This window comes from Achromobacter sp. Root83 (assembly GCF_001428845.1).
Taxonomy (GTDB): Bacteria; Pseudomonadota; Gammaproteobacteria; order Burkholderiales; family Burkholderiaceae_B; genus Achromobacter.
In genome coordinates, this window is sequence record NZ_LMIU01000003.1 from 64,565 (window position 1) to 87,461 (window position 22,897).

At 66.7% G+C, this 22,897-nt stretch carries 20 protein-coding genes; 11 read left to right on the plus strand and 9 right to left on the minus strand.

Annotation, left to right across the window (positions count from 1 at the left end; translation table 11 throughout):
* The first annotated feature begins 73 nt into the window (after positions 1–73).
* From dnaX to ASE30_RS06550, 7 genes are all read left to right on the plus strand, one after another.
* Positions 74–2,440, plus strand: coding sequence for a DNA polymerase III subunit gamma/tau (gene dnaX, locus ASE30_RS06520; protein ID WP_057283491.1), 2,367 nt, complete (start codon positions 74–76; stop codon positions 2,438–2,440).
* A 45-nt stretch (positions 2,441–2,485) separates the two neighbouring features.
* Positions 2,486–2,812, plus strand: coding sequence for a YbaB/EbfC family nucleoid-associated protein (locus tag ASE30_RS06525; protein WP_057283582.1), 327 nt, complete (start codon positions 2,486–2,488; stop codon positions 2,810–2,812).
* 21 nt (positions 2,813–2,833) lie between these two features.
* Positions 2,834–3,442: a recombination mediator RecR gene (gene recR, locus ASE30_RS06530; protein WP_057283492.1), complete on the plus strand. Its 609-nt coding sequence runs from the start codon at positions 2,834–2,836 to the stop codon at positions 3,440–3,442.
* A gap of 69 nt (positions 3,443–3,511) precedes the next feature.
* Entirely contained in the window at positions 3,512–4,771 is a 1,260-nt protein-coding gene (locus ASE30_RS06535; protein ID WP_057283493.1) for a CaiB/BaiF CoA-transferase family protein, read from the plus strand.
* A gap of 11 nt (positions 4,772–4,782) precedes the next feature.
* Positions 4,783–5,823, plus strand: a complete 1,041-nt coding sequence (locus ASE30_RS06540; protein ID WP_057283494.1) for an ABC transporter substrate-binding protein — start codon at positions 4,783–4,785, stop codon at positions 5,821–5,823.
* Entirely contained in the window at positions 5,816–6,625 is an 810-nt protein-coding gene (locus tag ASE30_RS06545) for an ABC transporter ATP-binding protein (protein ID WP_057283495.1), read from the plus strand. Before ASE30_RS06540 ends, ASE30_RS06545 begins: the two co-directional genes overlap by 8 nt.
* Before the next feature lie 3 nt (positions 6,626–6,628).
* Entirely contained in the window at positions 6,629–7,423 is a 795-nt protein-coding gene (locus ASE30_RS06550) for an ABC transporter permease (RefSeq protein ID WP_057283496.1), read from the plus strand.
* 25 nt (positions 7,424–7,448) lie between these two features.
* On the opposite strand, the gene ASE30_RS06555 is transcribed toward ASE30_RS06550, so the two are convergent.
* The 4 genes from ASE30_RS06555 to ASE30_RS06570 are packed head-to-tail and all read right to left on the minus strand — an operon-like array spanning position 7,449 to position 11,266.
* Entirely contained in the window at positions 7,449–8,024 is a 576-nt protein-coding gene (locus tag ASE30_RS06555) for a biliverdin-producing heme oxygenase (RefSeq protein WP_057283497.1), read from the minus strand.
* Positions 8,021–8,683, minus strand: a complete 663-nt coding sequence (locus ASE30_RS06560) for a hypothetical protein (RefSeq protein WP_057283498.1) — start codon at positions 8,681–8,683, stop codon at positions 8,021–8,023. The genes ASE30_RS06555 and ASE30_RS06560 overlap by 4 nt, the downstream gene beginning before the upstream one ends.
* Positions 8,684–8,693: 10 nt before the next feature.
* On the minus strand, positions 8,694–9,050 hold the full coding sequence (locus ASE30_RS06565; RefSeq protein ID WP_235515202.1) for a response regulator: 357 nt from the start codon (positions 9,048–9,050) through the stop codon (positions 8,694–8,696).
* 26 nt (positions 9,051–9,076) lie between these two features.
* Positions 9,077–11,266: an ATP-binding protein gene (locus tag ASE30_RS06570; RefSeq protein WP_057283499.1), complete on the minus strand. Its 2,190-nt coding sequence runs from the start codon at positions 11,264–11,266 to the stop codon at positions 9,077–9,079.
* Between the two features lie 99 nt (positions 11,267–11,365).
* On the opposite strand from ASE30_RS06570, the gene ASE30_RS06575 reads away from it, so the two are divergent.
* Complete coding sequence (locus ASE30_RS06575) at positions 11,366–11,893, plus strand: carboxymuconolactone decarboxylase family protein (protein ID WP_057283500.1); 528 nt, start codon at positions 11,366–11,368, stop codon at positions 11,891–11,893.
* A 49-nt stretch (positions 11,894–11,942) separates the two neighbouring features.
* Here ASE30_RS06575 and tal read toward each other — a convergent pair whose 3' ends face one another.
* Entirely contained in the window at positions 11,943–12,896 is a 954-nt protein-coding gene (gene tal, locus ASE30_RS06580; protein WP_057283501.1) for a transaldolase, read from the minus strand.
* Between the two features lie 251 nt (positions 12,897–13,147).
* Here tal and carA point away from each other — a divergent pair, with 251 nt between their 5' ends.
* The 3 genes from carA to ASE30_RS06595 all read left to right on the plus strand — a co-directional run bounded on the left by carA (position 13,148) and on the right by ASE30_RS06595 (position 18,391).
* Complete coding sequence (carA, locus tag ASE30_RS06585; RefSeq protein ID WP_057283502.1) at positions 13,148–14,302, plus strand: glutamine-hydrolyzing carbamoyl-phosphate synthase small subunit; 1,155 nt, start codon at positions 13,148–13,150, stop codon at positions 14,300–14,302.
* Positions 14,303–14,312: 10 nt separating this feature from the next.
* A complete protein-coding gene (gene carB / locus ASE30_RS06590) occupies positions 14,313–17,552 on the plus strand; it encodes a carbamoyl-phosphate synthase large subunit (protein WP_057283503.1) in 3,240 nt (1,079 codons plus the stop codon).
* 74 nt (positions 17,553–17,626) lie between these two features.
* Positions 17,627–18,391, plus strand: a complete 765-nt coding sequence (locus ASE30_RS06595) for an SDR family oxidoreductase (protein WP_057283504.1) — start codon at positions 17,627–17,629, stop codon at positions 18,389–18,391.
* Positions 18,392–18,433: 42 nt separating this feature from the next.
* Here the strand turns inward: ASE30_RS06595 and ASE30_RS06600 are convergent, their stop codons facing one another.
* From ASE30_RS06600 to ASE30_RS06615, 4 genes are read right to left on the minus strand one after another with little or no spacing between them, the layout of a single operon-like run.
* Positions 18,434–19,078, minus strand: a complete 645-nt coding sequence (locus ASE30_RS06600; protein WP_057283505.1) for a histidine phosphatase family protein — start codon at positions 19,076–19,078, stop codon at positions 18,434–18,436.
* Positions 19,075–20,013, minus strand: a complete 939-nt coding sequence (locus ASE30_RS06605; protein WP_057283506.1) for a LysR family transcriptional regulator — start codon at positions 20,011–20,013, stop codon at positions 19,075–19,077. The genes ASE30_RS06600 and ASE30_RS06605 overlap by 4 nt, the downstream gene beginning before the upstream one ends.
* Before the next feature lie 17 nt (positions 20,014–20,030).
* Positions 20,031–21,116 carry an ABC transporter ATP-binding protein gene (locus ASE30_RS06610; protein WP_057283507.1) on the minus strand — a complete coding sequence of 362 codons (1,086 nt, stop codon included), beginning with the start codon at positions 21,114–21,116 and terminating at the stop codon, positions 20,031–20,033.
* Positions 21,113–22,825 carry an iron ABC transporter permease gene (locus ASE30_RS06615; RefSeq protein ID WP_057283508.1) on the minus strand — a complete coding sequence of 571 codons (1,713 nt, stop codon included), beginning with the start codon at positions 22,823–22,825 and terminating at the stop codon, positions 21,113–21,115. The genes ASE30_RS06610 and ASE30_RS06615 overlap by 4 nt, the downstream gene beginning before the upstream one ends.
* Positions 22,826–22,897 lie beyond the last annotated feature (72 nt).

Consider the following 22,897-nt stretch of genomic DNA (forward strand, 5'->3'; position numbering starts at 1 on the left):
GGAATAAGCCCGTCCCCTTTGCATTTCAGCCCGCCGGTCAACGGGTTCAACAATCAGGCTCTACAATCCAGCCATGACTTATCTGGTATTGGCCCGCAAGTGGCGGCCGCGATCGTTCGATACCCTCGTGGGGCAGGATCACGTGGTGCGCGCGCTTACCCACGCGCTCGACACGCAACGCCTGCATCACGCCTGGCTGTTCACCGGAACCCGCGGCGTGGGCAAGACCACGCTCTCGCGCATTCTGGCGAAATCGCTCAATTGCGAAACAGGCATCACGTCCAAGCCTTGCGGCGTCTGTCGCGCCTGCACCGAGATCGATGCGGGGCGCTTCGTCGACTACCTCGAGCTCGATGCGGCGTCGAACCGCGGCGTCGAAGAAATGACCCAGCTGCTGGAGCAGGCGGTGTACGCGCCGGGCGCCGGACGCTTCAAGGTCTACATGATCGACGAAGTCCACATGCTGACCGGGCACGCGTTCAATGCGATGCTCAAGACGCTCGAAGAGCCTCCGCCCCACGTCAAATTCATCCTGGCCACCACCGATCCTCAGAAGATTCCGGTGACGGTGTTGTCGCGCTGCCTGCAGTTCAACCTGAAGCAGATGCCCGCCGACTCCATCGTCGGCCATTTGCAAGCCGTGCTGGGGCAGGAAGACGTGGGATTCGAGGTGCCCGCGCTGCGCCTGATCGGGCAAGCGGCTTCGGGATCCATGCGCGACGCGCTGTCGCTGACAGACCAGGCCATTGCCTACAGCGCCGGCAATCTGACCGAGGACGCCGTGCGCGGCATGCTCGGCACCATCGACCAACGCCATCTTGTCCGCCTGCTGGACGCGCTGTCCACGGGCGACGCCAAGGGCGTGCTGGCGGTGGCGGATGAACTTGCGATCCGCGGCCTGTCCTATGCCGGCGCGCTGGCTGACCTGGCCGTGCTGCTCTCGCGCGTGGCCATCGAACAGCGCGTGACGGGCGTCACGCCTGCCGAAGACCCGCTGGCGGGCGATATCGCGCGTCTGGCGCAGGTTCTGCACCCGGACGCGGTGCAATTGTTCTATTCCGTGGCCGTGCACAGCCGCAGTGAGCTGACCCTGGCGCCCGACGAATACGCGGGCTTCATCATGGCTTGCCTGCGCATGCTGGCGCTCAATGGCGACGCCGGCCCGCAAACCGTGCTGGAAGCGCCTGCCGCGCCCGCTCGCCAAACGGCGGAACCGGCGCTGGCCACGGCGGCGCCCGCGGCCGCACCGGCCCCTGCCGCCTCGGCACCCGCCGCAACCGCCACCGTCGTTTCGGCGCCTGCGGCAACAGCCGCCGTCGCGCCGCCGCCTGCCTCAGCGCCTGCCGCAATGGCTCCCGCAGCCACGGTTCCTACGTCCACGGTTCCTGCGGCCACGACCGCCGCGGCCCCGGCCTCCGGTGCCGAAGCCGTCGCAGTCGCGCCTGTCCCGGCCACCCCGCCGGTTGCCGCCCAGCCATCCGCTGTCCCCGCCTCCGTCCCTGTAGAAGCGCTCGCGCCTTCGGGGACCGCTGTCGCGGCGTCGGCGCCTTCGGCTCCCGCTTCCGCGCCCGAGCCTGCGCAAGCGGCGGCGCCGGCCGAACCCATCCCTGCTCCCGTGATGGCGGCATCCGCCGCGCCGGTGGCACCCGAGCCCGCCGCAGCCCCTCCCGTGCCGCAAGCCGCCGATAGCGGCAGCGTGCCGCCCTGGGAAGATCTGCCGGCCAGCGCTTCCGCCGCGCCGGCGTCCGGCAAGCTGGCAGGCTCGGCTGCGCTGGCGGTGACGCCCGCCGTGGCTGCCGTGGCGGCGGCTCCGGCGGCGGACGATGCCGACGGCCCCCCGTCCTGGGTCGACGAAGAGATTCCCTTCGAAGCCGAAGGCGGCTTTGCGCCGGAAAGCGGCTTCACCTCCGACCCCGACGACGATTTCGAAACCCTGGCCACGACGCCATCCACCGCGCCGTCCGCGGCATCGCAGCCGGCCTCCGCACCCGCGCGGCGCGACGGCCCGGCGCCCGCGCGCAAGCGTTCGTCGCGCGCCCGCATGGCGGACATGACCTCGGCTTTGTGGCCGGAACTGGCAGGGCGGCTGCCCGTCACCGGCCTGGCCGCGGAACTGGCGCGCCAGAGCGAATGGGCCGGCGTGCAGGGCGATGCAATCATTCTGCGCGTGGCCGTCAAGACGCTTGCCGAAAGCGAAAGCCGTGTCCGTCTGCAAACCGTGCTGTGCGAACATTTCGGGCAGGGCATACGTCTGGACGTGGAAGTCGGCGTCACGGGCGACGCCACGGCGCATGCCGTGGCGCAGGCCGAGCGCGCGGCACGCCAACTGGCGGCCGAAGACGCGGTGGCCGTCGATCCTTTTGTTCAAGCGCTGGTGGCCGATTTTGGCGGCATGGTCGTGCCCGGCTCGATCCGCCACGTTGATCTCCCCGCCGCCTGATTGGGCGGCAATCTCTCATTCCCCTCGTTCAAGGAAGCATCCATCATGATGAAAGGACAACTGGCCGGCCTGATGCGCCAGGCGCAGCAAATGCAGGAAAACATGAAGAAGGCGCAAGACGCGCTGGCCGACATCCAGGTCGAAGGCGCCTCCGGCGGCGGCTTGGTGAAGGTCACCATGACCTGCCGCCACGACGTCAAGCGCGTCGTGATCGACCCGTCGCTGCTGGGCGACGACAAGGACATGCTGGAAGACCTGGTTGCCGCCGCGTTCAACGACGCGCTGCGCAAGGCCGAGGCGACTTCCCAGGAAAAGATGGCATCGGTGACCGCCGGCATGCCGCTGCCCCCGGGCATGAAGCTGCCGTTCTGATCGCCGCAGTCCTAGGCCGCCATGGATCCGTTACTGCCTGAACCCGAGCCGCTGGTATCGCTGATCGAGGCGCTGCGGCGGCTGCCCGGCGTGGGCGTGCGTTCGGCCCGGCGCATGGCCTATCACCTGTTGCAGCATGACCCGCAAGGCGCGGACATGCTGGGCCGGGCGCTGGCGGGCGCGGTGCGCGATCTGAAGCACTGCGCGCGCTGCAACAGCTTCGCGGAAGAAGAGGTCTGCGGCACCTGCTCCAATCCCAAGCGCGATCCCTCCTTGCTGTGCATCGTGGAAACGCCGGCCGACCAGAACATGATCGAGTCCAGCCACGGCTACCGTGGCCTGTACTACGTGCTGATGGGCCGGGTGGCGCCGCTGGAAGGCATCGGTCCGCGCGAACTCGATTTCGACCGCGTGATCAAGCGGGCCACCGACGGCGTGGTGCAAGAGGTCATCCTGGCGACCAACTTCACCGCGGAAGGCGAGACCACCGCCCACTTCCTGGGCGAAGCCCTGGGCGAGCGCGGCCTGCGGGTCACGCGCCTGGCGCGCGGCGTGCCGGCCGGCAGCGAACTGGAATACGTCGACGCGGGCACCATCGCCTGGGCGCTGATGGAGCGCAAGACCACCTGACGTCCGCGGTATCGGAACGTCTTGCCGGCAACGTACCGGCAAGGCAAGAGAACGAGAGGAAGACAAACCATGTCAGCGCTGACCGGACTGAAGGTCCTGGAACTCGGCACGCTCATCGCCGGCCCCTTCGCCGCGCGCATCTTCGGCGAATTCGGCGCCGACGTCATCAAGGTGGAAACGCCGCACGGGCCGGACGGCACCGGCGGCGGCGATCCCATCCGCAGTTGGCGCCATCTGCACGAGGGCAATTCCCTGTGGTGGACGGTGCAGGCCCGCAACAAGCAATCCATCGCGCTCAATCTGAAAGACCCGCGCGCGCAGGAGATCGCCCGCAAGCTGGCGCTGGACGCCGACGTCGTGGTCGAGAACTACCGCCCCGGCGTGCTCGAGAAGTGGGGCTTGGGCTATGAGGCGCTGCGCGCCGTCAATCCCGCGCTCATCATGGTGCGCCTGTCGGGCTATGGACAGACCGGTCCGATGAAGGACCAGCCCGGCTTCGGCGCCATCGGCGAATCCATGGGCGGGCTGCGCTACGTGTCGGGCCACCCCGACCGTCCGCCGCTGCGGGTCGGCATATCGATCGGCGATTCCATCGCGGCGCTGCACGGCGTGATGGGCGCCATGATGGCGCTGCGCCATCGCGACGCCACCGGCGGACGCTGGAATGGCAAGGCCGGCGAGGAATCCCGGGCGGGGCAGGGCCAGATGGTGGACGTGGCGCTCTACGAAGCCGTGTTCAACATGATGGAAAGCCTGGTCCCCGAGTACGACGTGGCCGGCGTGGTGCGCGAACGCACCGGCGGCGCGCTGCCCGGCATCGTGCCCTCCAACACCTACACCACCCGCGATGGGCAGAACATCGTGATCGCCGGCAACGGCGACGCGATCTTCCATCGCCTGATGCGCGCGATCGGCCGCGACGACCTCGCCGAAGATCCGGATCTGGTGCGCAACGATGGCCGCGCGCGCCGCGTCGACGAGATCGACGGCGCCATCCAGCAATGGTGCGCGGGGCGCGGTATTGAAGCGGCGCTGGACGTGCTCAAGAGCGCCGATGTGCCCGTGGGCAAGATCTACAGCGTGGCCGACATGTTCAGCGATCCGCAGTTCCTGGCGCGAGGCATGATCGAGCAGCATCGCCTGGCCGACGGCAGTCCGGTCAAGCTGCCCGCGGTGGTTCCCAAGCTGTCGGAAACCCCTGGCCAGACGCGCTGGGTGGGCCCGAAATTAGGGGAACATACCGAGGAAGTCCTGAAATCGCTAGGGTATGATTCAGCGGCTATCGACGAGCTGGCAAAGACCGGCGCTATCGGTAAACCCGACAACTAGGAGACAAACCAATGTCAGTCACCCGCCGTGAACTGCTCAAGATGGCCGGCGCCGCCGGCGTCATGGGCATGGCCCCCGCCATCGTGCGCGCGCAGAAGCTCGAAAAGACCAAGGTCCAGATCGCAGTCGGTGGCAAGCCGCTGATCTATTACCTTCCGCTCACCATCGCCGAAGCGCGCGGCTACTTCAAGGACGAAAAGCTGGAAGTCAGCATCGCCGACTTCGCGGGCGGCTCCAAGGCCCTGCAGGCCGTGGTGGGCGGAAGCGCCGACGTCGTGTCGGGCGCCTTCGAACACACGCTGTCCATGCAGTCCAAGGGCCAGGCCTATCGCGCCTTCGTGCTGCAGGGCCGCGCGCCGATGATCGGCGTGGGCGTGTCCAAGAAAAACATGCCCGACTACAAGGGCCCGGCCGACCTGAAGGGCAAGAAGATCGGCGTGACCGCGCCCGGTTCGTCCACCAACATGGTGGTCAGCTTCTTCCTGGCCAAGCATGGTCTTAAGGCGTCCGACGTCTCCTTCATCGGCGTGGGCGCGGGCGCCGGCGCGGTGACCGCGGTGCGCAGCGGCCAGATCGACGCCATTTCCAACACCGACCCCGTGGTGTCGATGCTGGAAATGCCTGGCGAGATTCAGATCATCGTCGACACGCGCACGCTCAAGGACACCCAGGAAATCTTCGGCGGCAACATGCCGGCCGGCTGCCTGTATGCGCCGCAAGCGTTCATCGACGCCAACCCCAACACCACCCAGGCGCTGACCAACGCACTGGTGCGCGCCAACAAGTGGATCCAGAAGGCCGGGCCCGACGAAATCGCCAAGGTCGTGCCGGAAGCCTATCTGCTGGGCGATCCGGCCGTGTACAAGGCCGCGCTTGCCAAGAGCATGGAAGGCCTGTCGCCCGACGGCATGATTCCGGAAGACGGCGCGGCCACCGCGCTGAAGGCCCTGGCCGCTTACCAGAAGGACTTTGACGGCGCGAAGATCGATCCGTCCAAAGTCTGGACCAACGATTTCGCGCGCCGCGCCAACGAGAAGTATGCCAATGGCTGAAGCCGCGCTGTCGCTGGAAAACATAAGTTGCACCTTTGTCTCGCGTGACGACCGTTCGCAGCGCTACACCGCCGTCAGCTACACGACCCTGGCCATCGCGCCAGGGGAGTTCGTGTCGGTGGTGGGCCCGACGGGCTGCGGCAAGTCCACCCTGCTCAACGTCGGCGCCGGATTGCTGGCGCCGTCGACGGGGCAGGTGAAGGTGTTCGGACAGCCTCTGTCCGGCATCAACGCCCGCGCAGGCTATATGTTCCAGGGCGAGGCCCTGCTGCCCTGGCGCAGCGCGCTCGACAACGTGGTGGCGGGCCTGGACTTCGCCGGCGTGCCCCGCGTGCAAGCGCTTGAGCAAGGCCGGGAATGGATGCGCCGCGTCGGCCTGGGCGGGTTCGAAGGCCGCTATCCGCACCAGATGTCGGGCGGCATGCGCAAGCGCGCCATGCTGGCCCAGACCCTGATCCGCGACCCCGACATCATCCTGATGGACGAGCCCTTTTCCGCGCTCGACATCCAGACGCGTCAGCTCATGGAAAACGAGGTCCTGGACCTGTGGATGGCCAAGCGCAAGGCCGTGCTGTTCATCACGCACGACCTGGACGAAGCCATCGCCATGAGCGACCGCGTCGTGGTGCTGTCGGCGGGACCGGGCACGCATCCCATCGGCGAATTCGCGATCGACCTGCCGCGTCCGCGCGACGTGGCCGAGGTCCGCACCGATCCGCGTTTTGTCGAGCTGCATGCCGCGATCTGGGGCGTGCTGCGCGAAGAAGTGCTTAAGGGCTATGCCCAACAGAAGCGAGCCTGACCCATGCCGAAATTGATCAAACCCGGCAACGCCAGCCTGCGCTTCTGGCAATTGCTGCTGCTTGTCGTCATTCTTGCCGTCTGGCACTTCGCCTCGCGCGATCCCAAAGTGGCATTCTTCTTCGGTGAACCCCTGAAGGTATGGGGGCGGATCTGGGCGTGGTTTGTCACCAACGCGGACATCTACAACCATCTGGTCGTCACCCTGACCGAGACCGTCCTTGCCTTCTTCATCGGCACCATCGCCGGACTGGCCTTCGGGCTGTGGCTGGGGCTGTCGCCGCGCGCAAGCTCGATCCTGGATCCCTACATCAAGGCGGCCAACTCGATGCCGCGCGTGATTCTGGCGCCCATCTTCGGCATGTGGTTCGGCCTGGGCATCTGGTCCAAGGTGGCGCTGGCCGTGACGCTGGTGTTCTTCATCGTGTTCTTCAACGTCTATCAGGGCGTGCGGGAAGTCAGCCCGACCTTGCTGGACAACGCCCGCATGCTGGGCGCGCGCCAGCGCCAACTGCTGCGCCACGTCTATCTGCCGTCGGCCACCAGTTGGGTATTCTCCAGTCTGCACACGTCGGTCGGCCTGGCCTTCGTCGGCGCGGTGGTGGGCGAATACCTGGGGTCCGCAAGCGGGGTGGGCTACTTGATCCTGCAGGCCGAAGGCACGTTCGACGTCAACACCGTGTTCGCGGGCATCATTGTCCTGACCGCCTTTGCGCTGGTCCTGGACATCATCGTCGGGGTCGGCGAAAAGCGCCTGATGAAGTGGCAACCCAAATCGGGCGAAACCGAAAAGCTGTAGCCAGCCCGGGGGCGCGCCGCGAGCATCAGGCCCGTAGCGCGTCCCGGCTGCGCAGCCAGGCGGTCAGGCTGTCGAAGGCGTCGAGCGCGCCTTGCAGGGCATGCGCCTCGCGGCCCTTCGCACCGGCCTCGCTGTCCAGGTGCAGCAAAAATTCCTTCCAGAGCGGCCCCACCTGTTCGCCATAGCCCCGCAAATAGCGCAAGGGCAGCGCGGGGGTGGCGTCCTGCAGCCGTTTGGCCAGAAAGCGGCCACCCAGTTGCGAGCCTTCCACCACGTAGGCCACGCCCAGCGCATAGGCGTCAGGGGATATCAACATGGGGATTTCCGCGCAGCGAGGCACGGGCGCGGTGTCGCGGGCGTCGGCCAGGTCCTCGCGCAGCCAGGCGCTCTTGCCGGCGCGCGCGGGGGCCTGCAGGCTGTCCGGCCAATCCAGCCGCCATAGCCGATGTTCCAGCGGTTCGAGCCAACCCAGCAGGGCGCGCAGATAGTTCAGGTAGCTGGCGCGGTCGATGTCGCCGCCGCTCAGTGCCAGGCCCTGGTCCAAGGTTTCGTGACGTTCCCGCGTGCCGTTGCGCAGCGCCTGATGAATCCGCGAGATCATGCGGGCAGCTCTCCAGAGGGCCGGGAATCGGGCAGGTGGAGCGACCAGCACTGGTCCTGCCGTTCCAGGCGCCAGCCCGCGGAGGCCGCAAGAAGCTCGATCTCCCGCGGTTCGAACACCGGCGCCGGCGCGTCGGCGGCAGCGGCGCCATCGGGGAAACGCGCGCGCCAGACGCCGGGTTCCGAGGTGTCCAGCACCAGCTCCGCGTCAGCGGGAAGCATGGGCAGCAGGCACAGCAGCCAGGCCAGCATCAGATAGCGCGAATCGAACCGAGGCAGTTCGGCGGGGGCGATATATTCCGGCCAGCGCACGCTGTGCCGCGACAGCAGCAGGTGCGAGAACATCAGCAGGCGGCACTCCTGAAACAGGTCGTCCGCCATGGCGGTGCCACCGCTATCGCTCATCCACTGGTCCAGGTCCCGGACGACGCCGACGCTGTCTTCCAGCATGCCGGTCAGGTCGCCGGCCAGCCGCTGGCAGCGTTGCTGCGCGGCGTCGGCGTCGGCGCCTTCGGGTGGCTGCCGCAGCATCGCGGCGGCCAGCGAGGCGTTGGACAGCGGACCCAGGATCTCGTGGCGCAGCACGGGAAAAATCTGCCCCAGAACCTTGAACTGCACGCCTTTTACCGCCAGTGCGATGAAGGGATCGGGAATCGTCATGGGCACGCGATCAGCCTGCCTGGCACAGGATGGCGACCAGCGCGTCGGGGTCGGCCGGCTTTTCGATCCAGCCGGTGAACATGCTGTCGGTGCCATCCCGCCGGTCGTGCCGCGCCAGCCCGCTCAAGGCGTAGATACGCGGCGGCATCGCGCAGTCGCGCAGGCGGGCCGCCAGTTCATAGCCATCCATGTCGGGCAGCAGGATGTCCAGCAGCACGGCATCGGGCGCGAAGGTCTTCGCCAGTTCCAGCGCCTGCCCGGCCGTGGCGGCGCAGCGTGTTTCCAGGCCGGAAAGCGACAGGAATTCCGCCAGCAGTTCCGATCCCATTTCGTTGTCGTCGACCAGCAGGACCCGACTCGCGCGCACGCCGATCAATTTATGTCTCCGGAGGTTCAAGAAGGCCGAGGCTCATGCATGCCGCGCGGCAGCGTCACCGTGAAGATGACAAGTCCATCGCGGCAGTCGACCGCGATCTGGCCGCCGTGGTCGCGCACGACCTGCTCGGCGATGTACAGGCCCAGTCCCAGGCCGTTGCGGTTACGCGGCTGCCCCATCGATTCCGGCTTGAAGGGCGAAAAAAGATGCGCCAGCAGGTCTTCGGCGATGGGCCCGCCGTGATTGACGACGCGCAGTTCGATGGTGTCGTCCGCCTGCGCGGCCCTGACGATGATAGGCTGGCGCGGCGCGCCATGCTGGCGCGCGTTGCTCATCAGGTTGGTGATGACTTGCGCCATGCGGTCGGTGTCGGCCATCAGGGTCAGGCCGGGGGGCACGTCGGGCTCGATGCGCAGGCCCGGATAGGCCTGGCGCTTTTCCTCGATCAGGCTGTTGATCAGCCCGGACAGGTCGCACAGCCGCTTTTCGATGCCCAGCCCGAGCCCCCCTTGCAGGCGGGACAGGTCCAGCACTTGCGAAATCAGCCGCTGCATCCGGCCGCTGGAGTAGCGGATGCGTTCGCCCATGCGGGCGCCCGAGTCTGTCTGGGACAGCAGGGTGGCGGCCATCGAGATGGACTGCAGCGGGTCGCGCAGATCGTGGCCCAGCATCGCCAGCAGGGCGGTGCGCGCCCGATCCACGTCGACGGCGCGGCTGGTGGCGATGTGGGACAGTTCGTCGCGCAGGTTGTCGGCGGCTTCCAGTTCGGCGGGCAGCCAAGGCGTGCAGATACCCCGCACGACTTCCTGCCAGGCCTCGAACGAACCCCGAGGCGTCAGCCGCGGCCCCAGGCTGCCCACGGCATACTGTTTTTCAGGCTTGCCGCCCCATACGACGGTTTCGATCTGCTCCTTGCGCAGCCAGATCAGCCAGCCGTTGTTCATGGGGTCGAACTTGCACGCCAGCAGGCCCGCGTACGGCACCAGATCGGTTTGCAGTTCTGGATAGTCGCGAGCGATGTTGGTGGTGTGGACCAGGCGCTGGCCGCTCTGGTCCAGGGCGCAAAGAATGCCGGCCAGTTCACCGCGCGGCGCGATGCCGCCGAACACCGTCACGCTGTTGCCCCAGAGGCAAAGCGCGGCATCGCTGGGGATCAGCGACGCAGGGGTCTCTTGTCCGAGGGACAGCGCCTGAGGCACGTTTTCCGAGGCGGACACGCGCTCGGCCAGCTGGCTGACCAGCCCGGCGCTCTGGCGGGCCTGTTCGGCGCGTTCGCTGCCTTCGATATTGGCCAGGGCGGCGGACAGCACCTGCGCCAGCGCCTCGCATGCCAGGCGGACGGGGTAGGGGATGGGCCGGGGCGTGTGGTGATGGCAGGCGATCATTCCCCAGAGCCGGCCGCCGATCACCAGCGACAGGCTCATCGATGCCCGCACGCCCATGTTCGCCATGTATTCCAGATGGATGGGCGATACGCTGCGCAGCACGCAGAAGCTCATGTCGAGCGGGTGCGGATCGGAGGACGGCGCGGCCAGCACCCGGACCGGCTGGTAGTTGGCGTCGGCGATCTGGCGCAGCGTGTTCACCGTATACAAGCGGCGCGCCTGCGCGGGAATGTCCCCGGCGGGATAGCGGCGGCCCACCCAGTCATCCAGCGAGTCCCGGTGCTGTTCGGCGACGATCTCGCCGCTGTCGTCGGGATGGAAGCGGTAGGCCATCACCCGGTCGAAGCCCGTGGCGCGCTGCACTTCGCGGACCATGCTGTCCAGCAGGCCCTGGATGTCGCGCTGCCTGCGGACCCGCTCTATGCTGCGATAGATGCGCTCGGGCTCCGCGATGCCGGTGCTGTCGGCGCGCTGTTCCAGCTCGATGATGGTCAGGCCGTTGGCGTTGCGGTGGCCGATCACGTCATAGGTGATGGCGCCCAGCGCCATGGTCAGCGGGTCGAAAATGGGGTCGGAGTTATCCAGCCAGGTGGAAAGGTAATCCGCCAGGACCGCGGGCAGCGCCCCGGGCAGGCAGGGCGCGCCGAGCGCAAGGGGGGCATTCAGCGCCTGGGCCGCATTTTCGCTGGCATACCGCAGCGTTCCGTCCGCGCCGAAGGCGAGCAGCACGCCCAGGGGCTGGATGGCGCCCGGCACGTGGATCGGTTCGCTATCGCAGTTCGCGAGCGTGACCGGCGGATGGGATTGGGTAGGCGCATTCATTCGTGTAGGTACCCGGCGGCGCGCAGTTGTGTTGTCATTATGTCAAAGATATTGTGCGAATGTGTGCGTTTGCAGCCTTTTCACCTTTCTGGAGTTCCCATGGCCCGTCTACCCTACGCTGATCTGACTCATCCCGATGCACGGCCCCTGGTCGACCGTATCGTCGCCGAACGCGGCAGCGTGCTGCACCTGTACCAGATGCTGCTCCACAGCCCGGCCGTGGCGGGGGGCTGGCTGAACTACCTGACGTCCATCCGCCAATTGAGCACGCTGCCGGGAGACCTGCGGGAATTGGTGATCATGCGGGTGGCCGCGATCAACGGCGCGCCCTACGAGGCCGATCAGCACGCCCCGATCGCCCTGAAAGAGGGCGTGTCGCAGGCCCAGCTGGACGCGCTGGACGCCTGGGAAGGCTCAAGCCTGTTCAACGAGCGCGAAAGGGCCGTGCTGGCCTATACCGATGCGATGACGCGCCACGTGCAGGTGCCCGAAGCCGTGTTCCAGGCGGCAAGGGCGGCCTTGGGGTCGGAAAAGCTGACCGTCGAACTGACCGCTACGGTCGCGGCCTACAACATGGTGTCGCGCTTCCTGGAAGCGCTGCAGGTGCATTCGCACGACCATCGTTGAGGCCGCGCGCGCCCCTGAGGCGCGCGCGGGCAATCCGGGGCGCCGCGCCTCAGGCGCGCTGGGCCTCGATCAGCGCGTCCAGCTTGACGGCGTCTGCCACGAACAGGCGGATGCCCTCGGACAGCTTTTCGCTGGTCATCGCATCGTCGTTGAGCAGCGTGCGGAACGTGACTTCGTCGGCGCCGATGCGGGCGATGCCGCCCGTTTCCGCACCTGCGCGCAGTTGCGCCGGCGCATCGCCCTCGGTGGCGGCCAGCTTGTTCAGCAAGTCCGGGCTGATCGTCAGCAGATCGCAGCCCGACAAGGCCAGGATCTGGCCCACATTGCGGAAGCTCGCGCCCATGATTTCGGTGGGGATGCCGAAATGCTTGTAGTAGCGGTAGATCCCGGTGACGGACAGCACGCCCGGGTCGCGGGCGCCGGTGTTGTCGGCTTCCACCCAGGAGGCCCCGGCCGATTTCTTGTGCCAGTCGTAGATGCGGCCGACAAAGGGCGAGATCAGTTGCACGTGCGCATCCGCGCAGGCCACGGCCTGGGGCAGCGAGAACAGCAGCGTCAGGTTGCAGCGTATGCCTTCGGACTGCAGCGCGCGGGCGGCCTGGATGCCCTCCCAGGTCGACGCGATCTTGACCAGCACGCGTTCGCGCGGAATTCCCGCGGCCTCGTACAGGGCGATCAGCCCTCGGGCGCGTTCGATGGTGGCGCGGGTGTCGAACGACAGGCGCGCGTCCACTTCGGTCGACACGCGGCCAGGCACGATATCCAGGATGGCGCGGCCAAAGGCCACAAGCAGGCGATCCACGAGTTCGGGGGTGGACGCGCCGCGGTGTTCGCGCGCGGTCTTTTCCAGCAGCGGCCGGTAAGCGTCCTGCTGGACGGCCTTCAGAATAAGGGACGGGTTTGTGGTGGCGTCCGTGGGACGCAGCGCCTTCATGGCTTCGAAATCCCCGGTATCGGCGACAACGGTGGTGTGATCACGCAGGGCGTCAAGTTGGCTGGACATGGGCGTATACGGCTCGCAGCTCGCTAGGGTGGAAGGTGTTCCTAGCGTATCACCGACCTCGCGTGCCCGCCGTCGGCCGGACGAGCGAGAGGGCTCGGGCGGGAGCCCGCCATGGCGGGGAGCCCGCCATGGCGCCGAAAAACGGCCGCAACCATCGATTTCGGCCTTATTTGGCGCGGTTCGCCGGGAAAAACGGCCGCTCAAGGTATAATCCGAAGGTTTGATTATCGATTCTAAAACCGGGGTTTACTGTGCTGCCGCAACTTTTTCCCGAGGGGATCAACCGCTTCCCTCCTGCAATTCTGGCTCTGGCGGACGGTACCATTTTTCGAGGCGTGTCGATCGGTGCGCCTGGCCATACCGTTGCCGAAGTGGTGTTCAACACCGCGATGACCGGGTACCAGGAAATTCTCACCGATCCCAGCTATAGCGGCCAGATCGTCACGCTGACCTATCCGCACATCGGCAATACCGGCATCAACGCCGAAGACGTGGAAGCCAATCGCGTCTATGCCGCTGGCCTGGTGGTCCGTGACTGTCCCGCCCGCGTGTCGAACTTCCGTTCCACGCAATCCTTGCCCGAGTATCTGTCCGAGCAGGGCATCGTTGCCATTTCCGGCATCGACACCCGCAAGCTCACGCGCATTCTGCGCGAGAAGGGCGCTCAGGGGGCATGCATCTTCGTGGGCACCGACGCCGAGCGCGCCGTCGAACTGGCCCGCGGCTTTCCCGGCATGACCGGCCAGGATCTCGCCAAGGTGGTGTCCACCAAGTCCAGCACCAACTGGACCCAAGGCACCTGGGACCTTGAAGAAGGCTATACGTCGCCCGAGCAGTCCAAGTTCCATGTGGTCGCCTACGACTACGGCGTGAAGAGCAACATCCTGCGCCTGCTGGCCGACCGCGGCTGCCGCATCACGCTGGTGCCGGCGCAGACCACCGCCGAAGACGTCTTCAAGCTCGACCCCGACGGCGTGTTCCTGTCCAACGGCCCGGGCGACCCCGAGCCCTGCGATTACGCCATCGACGCCACGCGCGCCTTCCTGGACAAGAAGCTGCCGGTGTTCGGTATCTGCCTGGGCCACCAGATCATGGGCCTGGCGGTGGGCGGCAAGACCGTCAAGATGAAGACCGGCCATCACGGCGCCAACCATCCCGTGCAGGACCTCCAGTCCAAGCGCGTGTTCATCACCAGCCAGAACCACGGCTTCGCGGTCGATGCGGCCAGCCTGCCCGCCAATACGCGCGTGACGCACGTCTCGCTGTTTGACGGCACGCTGCAGGGCTTCGAGCTCACCGACCGCCCGGCCTTCTGCTTCCAGGGTCACCCCGAAGCCAGCCCGGGTCCGCATGACATCCTGGAACTGTTCGACAAGTTCATCAGCCTGATGTCCGGCCAAAAGTAAAGATTGCATCATGCCAAAGCGTACAGACCTAAAAAGCATACTCATCATCGGCGCCGGCCCCATCATCATCGGGCAGGCCTGCGAATTCGACTACTCCGGCGCGCAGGCGTGCAAGGCCCTCAAGGCCGAGGGCTACCGCACCATCCTGGTGAACAGCAACCCGGCCACGATCATGACGGACCCGGAAACGGCCGACGTCACCTACATCGAGCCCATCACCTGGCAAGCCGTCGAAAAGATCATCGAGCGTGAAAAGCCCGATGCGCTGCTGCCCACCATGGGCGGCCAGACCGCGCTGAACTGCGCACTGGACCTGGCCCACCACGGCGTGCTGAAAAAGCACAACGTGGAACTGATCGGCGCCAACGAGCACGCCATCGAAAAGGCCGAAGACCGCCAGAAGTTCAAGCTGGCCATGACCGACATCGGCCTGGAATCGGCCAAGTCGGGCGTCGCCCACAGCATGGACGAAGCCTGGGAAGTGCAGCGCCGCATCGCCGCGGAAGTCGGCACGTCCGGTTTCCCCGCCGTGATCCGCCCCAGCTTCACGATGGGCGGCTCGGGCGGCGGTATCGCCTACAACGCCGAAGAATTCGAAACCATCTGCCGCCGCGGCCTGGAAGCCTCGCCCACCAGCGAACTCCTGATCGAAGAATCGCTGCTGGGCTGGAAGGAATTCGAGATGGAAGTGGTCCGCGACAAGGCGGACAACTGCATCATCGTCTGCTCCATCGAAAACCTGGATCCGATGGGAGTCCACACCGGCGACTCGATCACCGTGGCGCCGGCGCAAACGCTGACCGACAAGGAATACCAGATCATGCGTAACGCATCGATCGCGGTATTGCGCGAGATCGGCGTGGATACGGGCGGCTCGAACGTGCAGTTCGCCGTCAATCCCAAGAACGGCCGCATGATCGTCATCGAGATGAATCCGCGCGTGTCGCGTTCGTCGGCGCTGGCATCCAAGGCCACGGGCTTTCCCATCGCCAAGGTCGCCGCGCGCCTGGCCGTGGGCTACACGCTGGACGAGCTCAAGAACGAAATCACCGGCGGCGCCACGCCCGCCTCGTTCGAACCGTCGATCGACTACGTCGTCACCAAGGTGCCGCGTTTCGCCTTCGAAAAATTCCCCACCGCCGACGCGCGCCTGACCACCCAGATGAAGTCCGTCGGTGAAGTCATGGCCATCGGCCGCACCTTCCAGGAATCGTTCCAGAAGGCGCTGCGGGGCCTGGAAGTCGGCGTCGACGGCCTGAACCAGAAAACCACCGACCGCGAAAAGCTGCAGATCGAATTGGGCGAACCCGGTCCGGAACGTATCTGGTACGTGGGCGACGCCTTCGCGCAGGGCTTTACGCTGGACGAAGTGCACAACATCACGCACATCGACCCGTGGTTCCTGTCGCAGATCAAGGAAATCGTCGACATCGAACTGGCGCTGGAACAAAAGACGCTGGCCGACCTGGACTACGCGACCCTGTGGGAACTCAAGCGCCGCGGTTTCTCCGACCGCCGCCTGGCCTTCCTGCTGGACTCCTCGGAATCCGAAGTCCGCAAGCTGCGCCACCAGTTGAACGTGCGTCCGGTCTACAAGCGCGTCGACACGTGCGCCGCCGAATTCGCCACCCGCACCGCTTACATGTACTCCACGTACGAAGAAGAGTGCGAAGCCGCGCCCACCGATCGCAAGAAGATCGTGGTGCTGGGCGGCGGCCCGAACCGTATCGGCCAGGGCATCGAATTCGACTACTGCTGCGTGCATGCCGCGCTGGCGCTGCGCGAAGACGGGTACGAGACCATCATGGTCAACTGCAACCCGGAAACCGTGTCGACCGACTACGACACCTCGGACCGCCTGTATTTCGAGCCGCTGACCCTGGAAGACGTGCTGGAAATCGTCCACAAGGAAAACCCTGTCGGCATGATCGTCCAGTACGGCGGCCAGACGCCGCTGAAACTGGCGCGTGCCCTGGAAGCCAACGGCGTGCCCATCATCGGCACCAGCCCGGAATCCATCGACGTCGCCGAAGACCGCGAACGTTTCCAGAAGCTGTTGAACAAGCTCGGCCTGCGCCAGCCGCCCAACCGCACCGCGCGCACCGAAGGCGAGGCCCTGGCCCACGCCACCGAGATCGGCTATCCGCTGGTCGTGCGCCCCAGCTACGTGCTGGGCGGCCGCGCCATGGAAATCGTGCACGAGCAGCAAGACCTCGAGCGCTACATGCGCGAGGCCGTGAAGGTCAGCAATGACTCGCCCGTGCTGCTGGACCGCTTCCTGAACAACGCCACCGAAGTTGACGTCGACTGCCTGTCCGACGGCGAAACCGTCTTCATCGGCGGCGTCATGGAACACATCGAGCAGGCCGGCGTGCACTCGGGCGACTCGGCTTGCAGCCTGCCGCCTTACTCTCTGTCGGCAGAGGTCATCGCCGAGATCAAGCGCCAGACCACGATGATGGCCAAGGCGCTCAACGTCAGCGGCCTGATGAACGTGCAGTTCGCGATCCAGGGCGGCGACGTCTACGTGCTGGAAGTGAACCCGCGCGCCTCGCGCACGGTGCCTTACGTGTCCAAGGCCACCGGCCTGCAGCTGGCCAAGATCGCCGCGCGCGCCATGGCCGGCCAGAGCCTGGCCGCCCAGGGCGTCACCAAGGAAGTCGTGCCGCCTTACTTCTCGGTCAAGGAAGCCGTCTTCCCGTTCGTGAAGTTCCCGGGCGTTGACACCATCCTGGGTCCGGAAATGAAGTCGACCGGCGAAGTGATGGGCGTGGGCATGAGCTTCGGCGAAGCCTTCGTGAAGTCGCAGCTGGCTGCCAGCGTGCGCCTGCCGGAATCCGGCACGGTGTTCATCAGCGTGAAGAACCAGGACAAGCCCCGCGCCGTGGAAGTGGCGCGCGGCCTGCATGCACTGGGCTTCAAGCTGGTCGCCACGCGCGGCACCGCGGCCGAGATCGAGGCCGCCGGCATTCCGGTGCAGCTCGTGAACAAAGTCACCGAAGGCCGTCCGCATATCGTCGACATGGTGAAGAACGGCGAGATCTCGCTGGTCATCAACACCGTCGAAGAGCGCCGCAACGCCATCGCCGACTCGCGCACCATCCGCACCCAGGCGCTGGCCGCCCGCGTGACCTTCTTCACGACCATCGCCGGCGCCCGCGCCGCGGTCGAAGGCATGCAGTATCTGCGTCAAGGCCTGGGCCTGCAGGTGTACCCGCTGCAAGAGCTTCACGCTTCCCTGCAGAAGTAAGCCGGCAGTAAACGTTAGGGCACGCGAGAGCGTGCCCTAATTCTTTGCAACGCGACAACAGGCTTCAGACGACCATGGACAGAGTATTCATCACCGGCGCCAGCAGCGGGCTGGGCCGCGCGCTGGCACAGCGGTACGCCGCCTCGGGCGCCACCCTGGGCCTGCTCGGCCGCCGCGAAGACGCGCTGCGCGAACTGGCCGCCAGCCTGCCCGGAGAGCACCGCTGCTATGCCGTGGACGTGCGCGACCGCCCGGCCTTGCATGCCGCGGCGCAGGACTTCATCGCGTTCTGTCAGGGGCGGGTGGACGTCGTCATTGCCAGCGCCGGCATCAGCGCCGGCACGCTGACCGACCATGGCGAGGACTACGACGTCTTCAAGGCCATCGTCGACACCAATCTGCTGGCCACCGTTTCCACGTTCGAACCCTTCATCGCGCCGATGCGCGCGGCGGGCTCGGGGCGCCTGGTGGGCATCGCCAGCGTGGCGGGAGTCAGAGGGTTGCCGGGGGCGGGCGCCTACAGCGCGTCCAAGTCGGCGGTGGTGACCTACTGCGAAAGCCTGCGGCTGGAACTGGCCGCCCAAGGCATCCGGGTCGTGACGATTGCGCCGGGCTACATCAAAACCGCCATGACGGCCCACAATCCGTACTCGATGCCGTTCCTGATGGAAGCGGACGCCTTCGCGCTGCGCGCGCAGGCGGCAATCGGCCGGGGCACCAGCTATACGGTCATTCCGTGGCAAATGGGCGTGGTCGCCAAGCTGATGCGGCTGCTGCCCAACGCGGTCTATGACCGGCTCGCGCGCAACGCGCCACGCAAGCCTCGCAAGGCCGCCTGAGGCCAAGGGCGCCGCCCGGAGCAGCGCCCTGGACCCTATGCGTCAAGGCACCACGTCGTCGCCGACCTCGGCGGCCACGTGGCCCACGTCGCCCCAGTCCAGCACCTGCCATTCGCGGCCCTGCACCCCCACGCGGTTGATGCTGACATTGAGCAGCGCAGCGTCGCGCGGCGCGTTCAAGGGCACCCCCGAAGCGCGGCGCCAGATGATGTCCAGCACGCCCCCGTGCGTGAACATGAGGATGCGTTCGCCATCGTGGCGGCTGGCGACATCGTCCACCGTCGACACGACGCGGGACTGGAACTGGCCCAGCGTTTCGCCCCCATCCAGGGGTCGCAGCGGGTCGCGGCTTTTCCAGGCGGCCGCGGCCTCGGGCGCCTGCTCGTCGATGCGGTCGTGGTCCAGGCCTTCCAGCACGCCGAAGCCGCGTTCACGGATGCCAGGCTCGACGCGCACGCGCAGACCAAGCTGCTCGGACACGGGCACGGCGGTGGCGTGCGCGCGCTGCAGGTCGCTGCTGTAGATCGCGTGTATGGGCGTGTGCTTGGATTCTTCGCGCAGGCGCGCGGCCAACAGGCTGGCCTGGTTGATGCCGAATTCGTTCAGGGGGATGTCTTGCCAGCCTTGCAGGCGCCGCTGGCGGTTCCAGTCGGTTTCGCCATGGCGGATGAACCAGATTTCAGTCATTGCAATCTTGATGCGGGAATTGAGGCTTCGAGCTGGGCGGGCGCGATGGGAACGCGCGGTTTCCAGATGGTTTGAATGATCGAGCTTAACGCGACCAGCGCGGGCTCGCTAGCACGCTCGTACGGCAGGATGAAACCCAGCACGGCGTCGACGCGCGCCTGGCCCCATACGATGAAGTCGTTGGACGCCGCGCCCGCCAGTGCGGTCTCCTCGCGCAGCAGCGCGCAGCCGGCGCCCGCGCGCACCAGCGCGTCCAGGTTGGCCTGGTCGTCGTGTTGCATCACGATGCGCGGTGACAGGCCGTGCCGCTCGAACATGTCGCGCAGCAGCAGGTGGGTGTGGCTGCCGGCGGGGCCGTCCAGCCACGGCAATTGCGCGACCTCGCGCCAGCCGCCGCGCTTGAGCACCGCCGCATGCTCCTTGGGCAGGGCGATCCGGTAGCGCACGCTGCGCAACGGCAGCCACAGCACGCCGCGCGGCGCGTTGGCGGCGATGGTCAGGGCGGCCGGCAGGCGGCCGGTGCTGACCTGCTCGGCCAGCGCCGCGGCGGGTTGGGTCTGGGTCTTGAGTTCCACCAGCGGCAAGCGCTGCGTGACGGCCGCCGCGAGCTCTCCGAGGCGCAGAAAATCGGGCTTTTCGCTGGGCACGCCCAGTTCGACCACCCCGTGCAGGCTGCCCTGCAACTGCTGGGCCTCGGATTTGAATTGCGCGCCCAGCACCAGCAGCGATTCCGCGGTCGGCAGCAGCACTTCGCCGGCCTTGGCCAAGGCCAGCCGGCCGCCGCTGCGGTCGAACAGCGCCACGCCCAGGCTCTGCTCGAGCGCCTTGATCTGCGCCGTCACGGCGGGCTGGGTCAGCGACAGCGCGTCGGCCGCCTTCGTCAGATTGCCCAGGCGGGCGACCGTGACGAAGGCGCGGATCTGATAGATTTCCATGGCGGCGAGTGTAGGCCCTATGCCGCCAGCAGACGCACTTGCGTAGGCTCCAGTCCAACCGACACCGGGGCCCCCACCGGGAACGGCGACAGTCCGGCCAGGTGCGACTGGTCCGCCGTCAGCCGCTGTTCGCCCACCTGCACCTGATAGCGCGTGAACTCGCCCAGGAATTCGCTGCTTTCCACGATGCCCGGCAGCCAGACATAGCGCGCATCGCCCAGGCCGTCCGCCATTTCGATCAGCACGGTGTGGGGGCGGAAGCTCGCGGCCAGCCGCGAGGCGGCCGGCGCTTCGCCGGTCAGGGGCAGGCGCAGGTCGCCCACGCCGTCCACGGCCAGCACCACGCTGCTGCTGGTGCGTTCGCGCACGTTGCCTTCCAGCACGTTCATCGTCCCCACGAAGTTCGCGACAAACCGGTTCACGGGGTAGTCGAACAGCGTGCTGGGCGCGCCGATCTGCTGGACCATGCCGTGGTCCAGCACCGCCATCCGGTCGGCCGTGGTCATGGCCTCTTCCTGGTCGTGCGTGACGAAGATGGTCGTGATGCCCAGGCGGCGCTGCAGGCTCAGCAGGTCCTGGCGCATCTGCACGCGCAGCTTCTTGTCCAGGTTGGACAGCGGCTCGTCCAGCAGCAGCACCTGCGGCTCGATCACGATGGTGCGGGCCAGCGCCACACGTTGCTGCTGCCCGCCCGAGAGCTGGTTGGGGCGGCGCTTGGCATACTGGGACAGGCCCACCAGGTCGAGCGCGGCCTCAACCTTGGCGCGGATCTCGGCGCGCGGCAGCTTGCGCTCGACCAGTCCGAAGGCGACGTTGTCCCACACCGTCATGTGGGGCCACAGCGCATAGTTCTGGAACACCATGCCGATGTTGCGGTTCCAGGGCGGCGTGCCGCTGATGTCCTTGCCATCGACCAGCAGTTGCCCCGCGCTGTGCCGGTTGAATCCGGCGATCAGCCGCAACAGCGTGGACTTGCCCGATCCGGAAGGGCCGAGCAGGGCGAAGAATTCGCCGGGCTCGATGCTGATGTTGACGTCCTTGAGCACCTCGGTCTTGCCATAAGACAGCCGGATGTTGCGGCATTCGACGCTGACCTTTTTCATGCGGATTCCCCTTCGTTGCGAGCCGGCTGCTGGCGCGTCGACGCGCGCTCCACCAGCAGGTGCGATACATACGTGCCGATGGCCACGGCGACAACCGCCAGGACGCCAAGCGCCGCGCCCGGGCCTCGGCCCGCGGCGCTCTGCATGTACAGATAAATGCCGTAGCTCATGGGCGCCTGGCTGTCCTTGGTGACCAGCATGATGGTGGCGGACAGCTCGACCGCGGCCGTCACGAAACTGGTCACGAACCCGGCCAGCATGCCTCCCGCCATCAGCGGCACCACGACCCGGCGTATCGTGGAGAGACGGGTGGCGCCCAGCGATTGGGCCGCTTCCTCCAGCGATACGTGGATCTGCTGCAGCGCCGCCACGCACGACCGCAGCGCATACGGCAGCCTGCGCACCGAGTACGCCAGCATGATGATGATCCACGACGAGGTCAGCAGGGTGCCGGTGCCAGGCAGCTCGATGCCCCGGAAGGTGCGCAGGAACCCGATGGCCAGCACGATGCCCGGAATCGCCAGCGCCGCCGATGCCAGGAAGTCCAGCCATTGCCGCGCCGGCAGCCGGGTGCGCAGCATCAGGTAGGCAATGGCCGTGCCCAGTATCACGTCGATCCCCGCGGCCAGGCCGCAATAGAGCAGGGTGTTGGCGATCATGCCCTGCGACTCGGAAAACACCGCGGCGTAGTGCGCCAGCGTGTAGCCGTCGGGCAGCGGCGCGTAGCTCCATACGCTGGCCAGGGACAGCAGCAGCACGCCGATGTGCGGCGACAGCACCAGCAACAGCACCAGGATGATCCAGCCGTAGGCCAGCACGCTCTCGGTGGGACGCAGCTTGCGCTTCTGGATGGAATTGCCGCCCTTCTGCAGGGTGGAATAGTCGCGCCCCTTCAGCACGCGCGCGGACAGCCACAGCGCCAGGATCGAAAAGACCACCATGATCACGCTGATCACGTAGCCCAGCGGATCCTCCAGGCCCACCTGCGTGATGCGCAGGTAGGCCTGCGGCGCCAGCATGTTGGTCGTGCCCAGCACCAGCGGCGTGCCCAGGTCGTCGAAGACCTTCACGAACACCAGCGAGGCGCCGGCCACATAACCGGGCAGCGCCAGCGGGAAGATCACCCGGCGGAACAGCCGGATCCCGCGCGACCCCAGATTGAAGGCGGCTTCCTCCATGGCGCCGTCTATGTTGCGCAGCGCCACGACCAGGTTCATCAGAATGAATGGGAAATAGTGGATCGTCTCCACGAAGATCACGCCGTTCAATCCTTCCATGAAGGGGATCGTGAAGCCGAACCAGTCGTTGAGCAGCAGGTTGACGCTGCCCGAGCGGCCGAAGATGAGCTGCATGGCCACCGCGCCCACGAAGGGCGGCATGATCAGCGGCAGGACGCCAAGCGTCTGGATCAGGAGCGCGCCGCGAAAGTCGAAGCGCACCGTGAAGTACGCCAGCGGCACCGCGATCACCGAGGCCAGCAGCGCCGACCAGCCCGCGACATACAGGCTGTTGAAGAACGCCTCGCGCATCAGCGGCTGGTTGAAGAAAGCGCCGAAGTGGCCCATCGTGAAACTGCCGTCCGCATTGACGAAGGCGGTGTGGAACACGGTGCCGACCGGCACGGCCAGAAAGAGCAGCAGAAAGCCGAACACCAGAAGCGCCGTCAATACGGGTCCGGCGGGCAGGCGTGAATGGCCCGAATAATTCATCGAGATTCCCGAAATCGTTGCCAGGAGACAGGCGGGGACGGCGGCGGGCGGGGCTTGCCGCCCGCCGCCGTC

Coding starts and splice junctions, on each gene's coding strand:
- dnaX (WP_057283491.1), top strand. CDS start 74: ATGACTTATCTGGTATTGGCCCGCAAGTGGCGGCCGCGATCGTTCGAT.
- ASE30_RS06525 (WP_057283582.1), top strand. CDS start 2,486: ATGATGAAAGGACAACTGGCCGGCCTGATGCGCCAGGCGCAGCAAATG.
- recR (WP_057283492.1), top strand. CDS start 2,834: ATGGATCCGTTACTGCCTGAACCCGAGCCGCTGGTATCGCTGATCGAG.
- ASE30_RS06535 (WP_057283493.1), top strand. CDS start 3,512: ATGTCAGCGCTGACCGGACTGAAGGTCCTGGAACTCGGCACGCTCATC.
- ASE30_RS06540 (WP_057283494.1), top strand. CDS start 4,783: ATGTCAGTCACCCGCCGTGAACTGCTCAAGATGGCCGGCGCCGCCGGC.
- ASE30_RS06545 (WP_057283495.1), top strand. CDS start 5,816: ATGGCTGAAGCCGCGCTGTCGCTGGAAAACATAAGTTGCACCTTTGTC.
- ASE30_RS06550 (WP_057283496.1), top strand. CDS start 6,629: ATGCCGAAATTGATCAAACCCGGCAACGCCAGCCTGCGCTTCTGGCAA.
- ASE30_RS06555 (WP_057283497.1), bottom strand. CDS start 8,024: ATGATCTCGCGGATTCATCAGGCGCTGCGCAACGGCACGCGGGAACGT.
- ASE30_RS06560 (WP_057283498.1), bottom strand. CDS start 8,683: ATGACGATTCCCGATCCCTTCATCGCACTGGCGGTAAAAGGCGTGCAG.
- ASE30_RS06570 (WP_057283499.1), bottom strand. CDS start 11,266: ATGAATGCGCCTACCCAATCCCATCCGCCGGTCACGCTCGCGAACTGC.
- ASE30_RS06575 (WP_057283500.1), top strand. CDS start 11,366: ATGGCCCGTCTACCCTACGCTGATCTGACTCATCCCGATGCACGGCCC.
- tal (WP_057283501.1), bottom strand. CDS start 12,896: ATGTCCAGCCAACTTGACGCCCTGCGTGATCACACCACCGTTGTCGCC.
- carB (WP_057283503.1), top strand. CDS start 14,313: ATGCCAAAGCGTACAGACCTAAAAAGCATACTCATCATCGGCGCCGGC.
- ASE30_RS06595 (WP_057283504.1), top strand. CDS start 17,627: ATGGACAGAGTATTCATCACCGGCGCCAGCAGCGGGCTGGGCCGCGCG.
- ASE30_RS06600 (WP_057283505.1), bottom strand. CDS start 19,078: ATGACTGAAATCTGGTTCATCCGCCATGGCGAAACCGACTGGAACCGC.
- ASE30_RS06605 (WP_057283506.1), bottom strand. CDS start 20,013: ATGGAAATCTATCAGATCCGCGCCTTCGTCACGGTCGCCCGCCTGGGC.
- ASE30_RS06610 (WP_057283507.1), bottom strand. CDS start 21,116: ATGAAAAAGGTCAGCGTCGAATGCCGCAACATCCGGCTGTCTTATGGC.
- ASE30_RS06615 (WP_057283508.1), bottom strand. CDS start 22,825: ATGAATTATTCGGGCCATTCACGCCTGCCCGCCGGACCCGTATTGACG.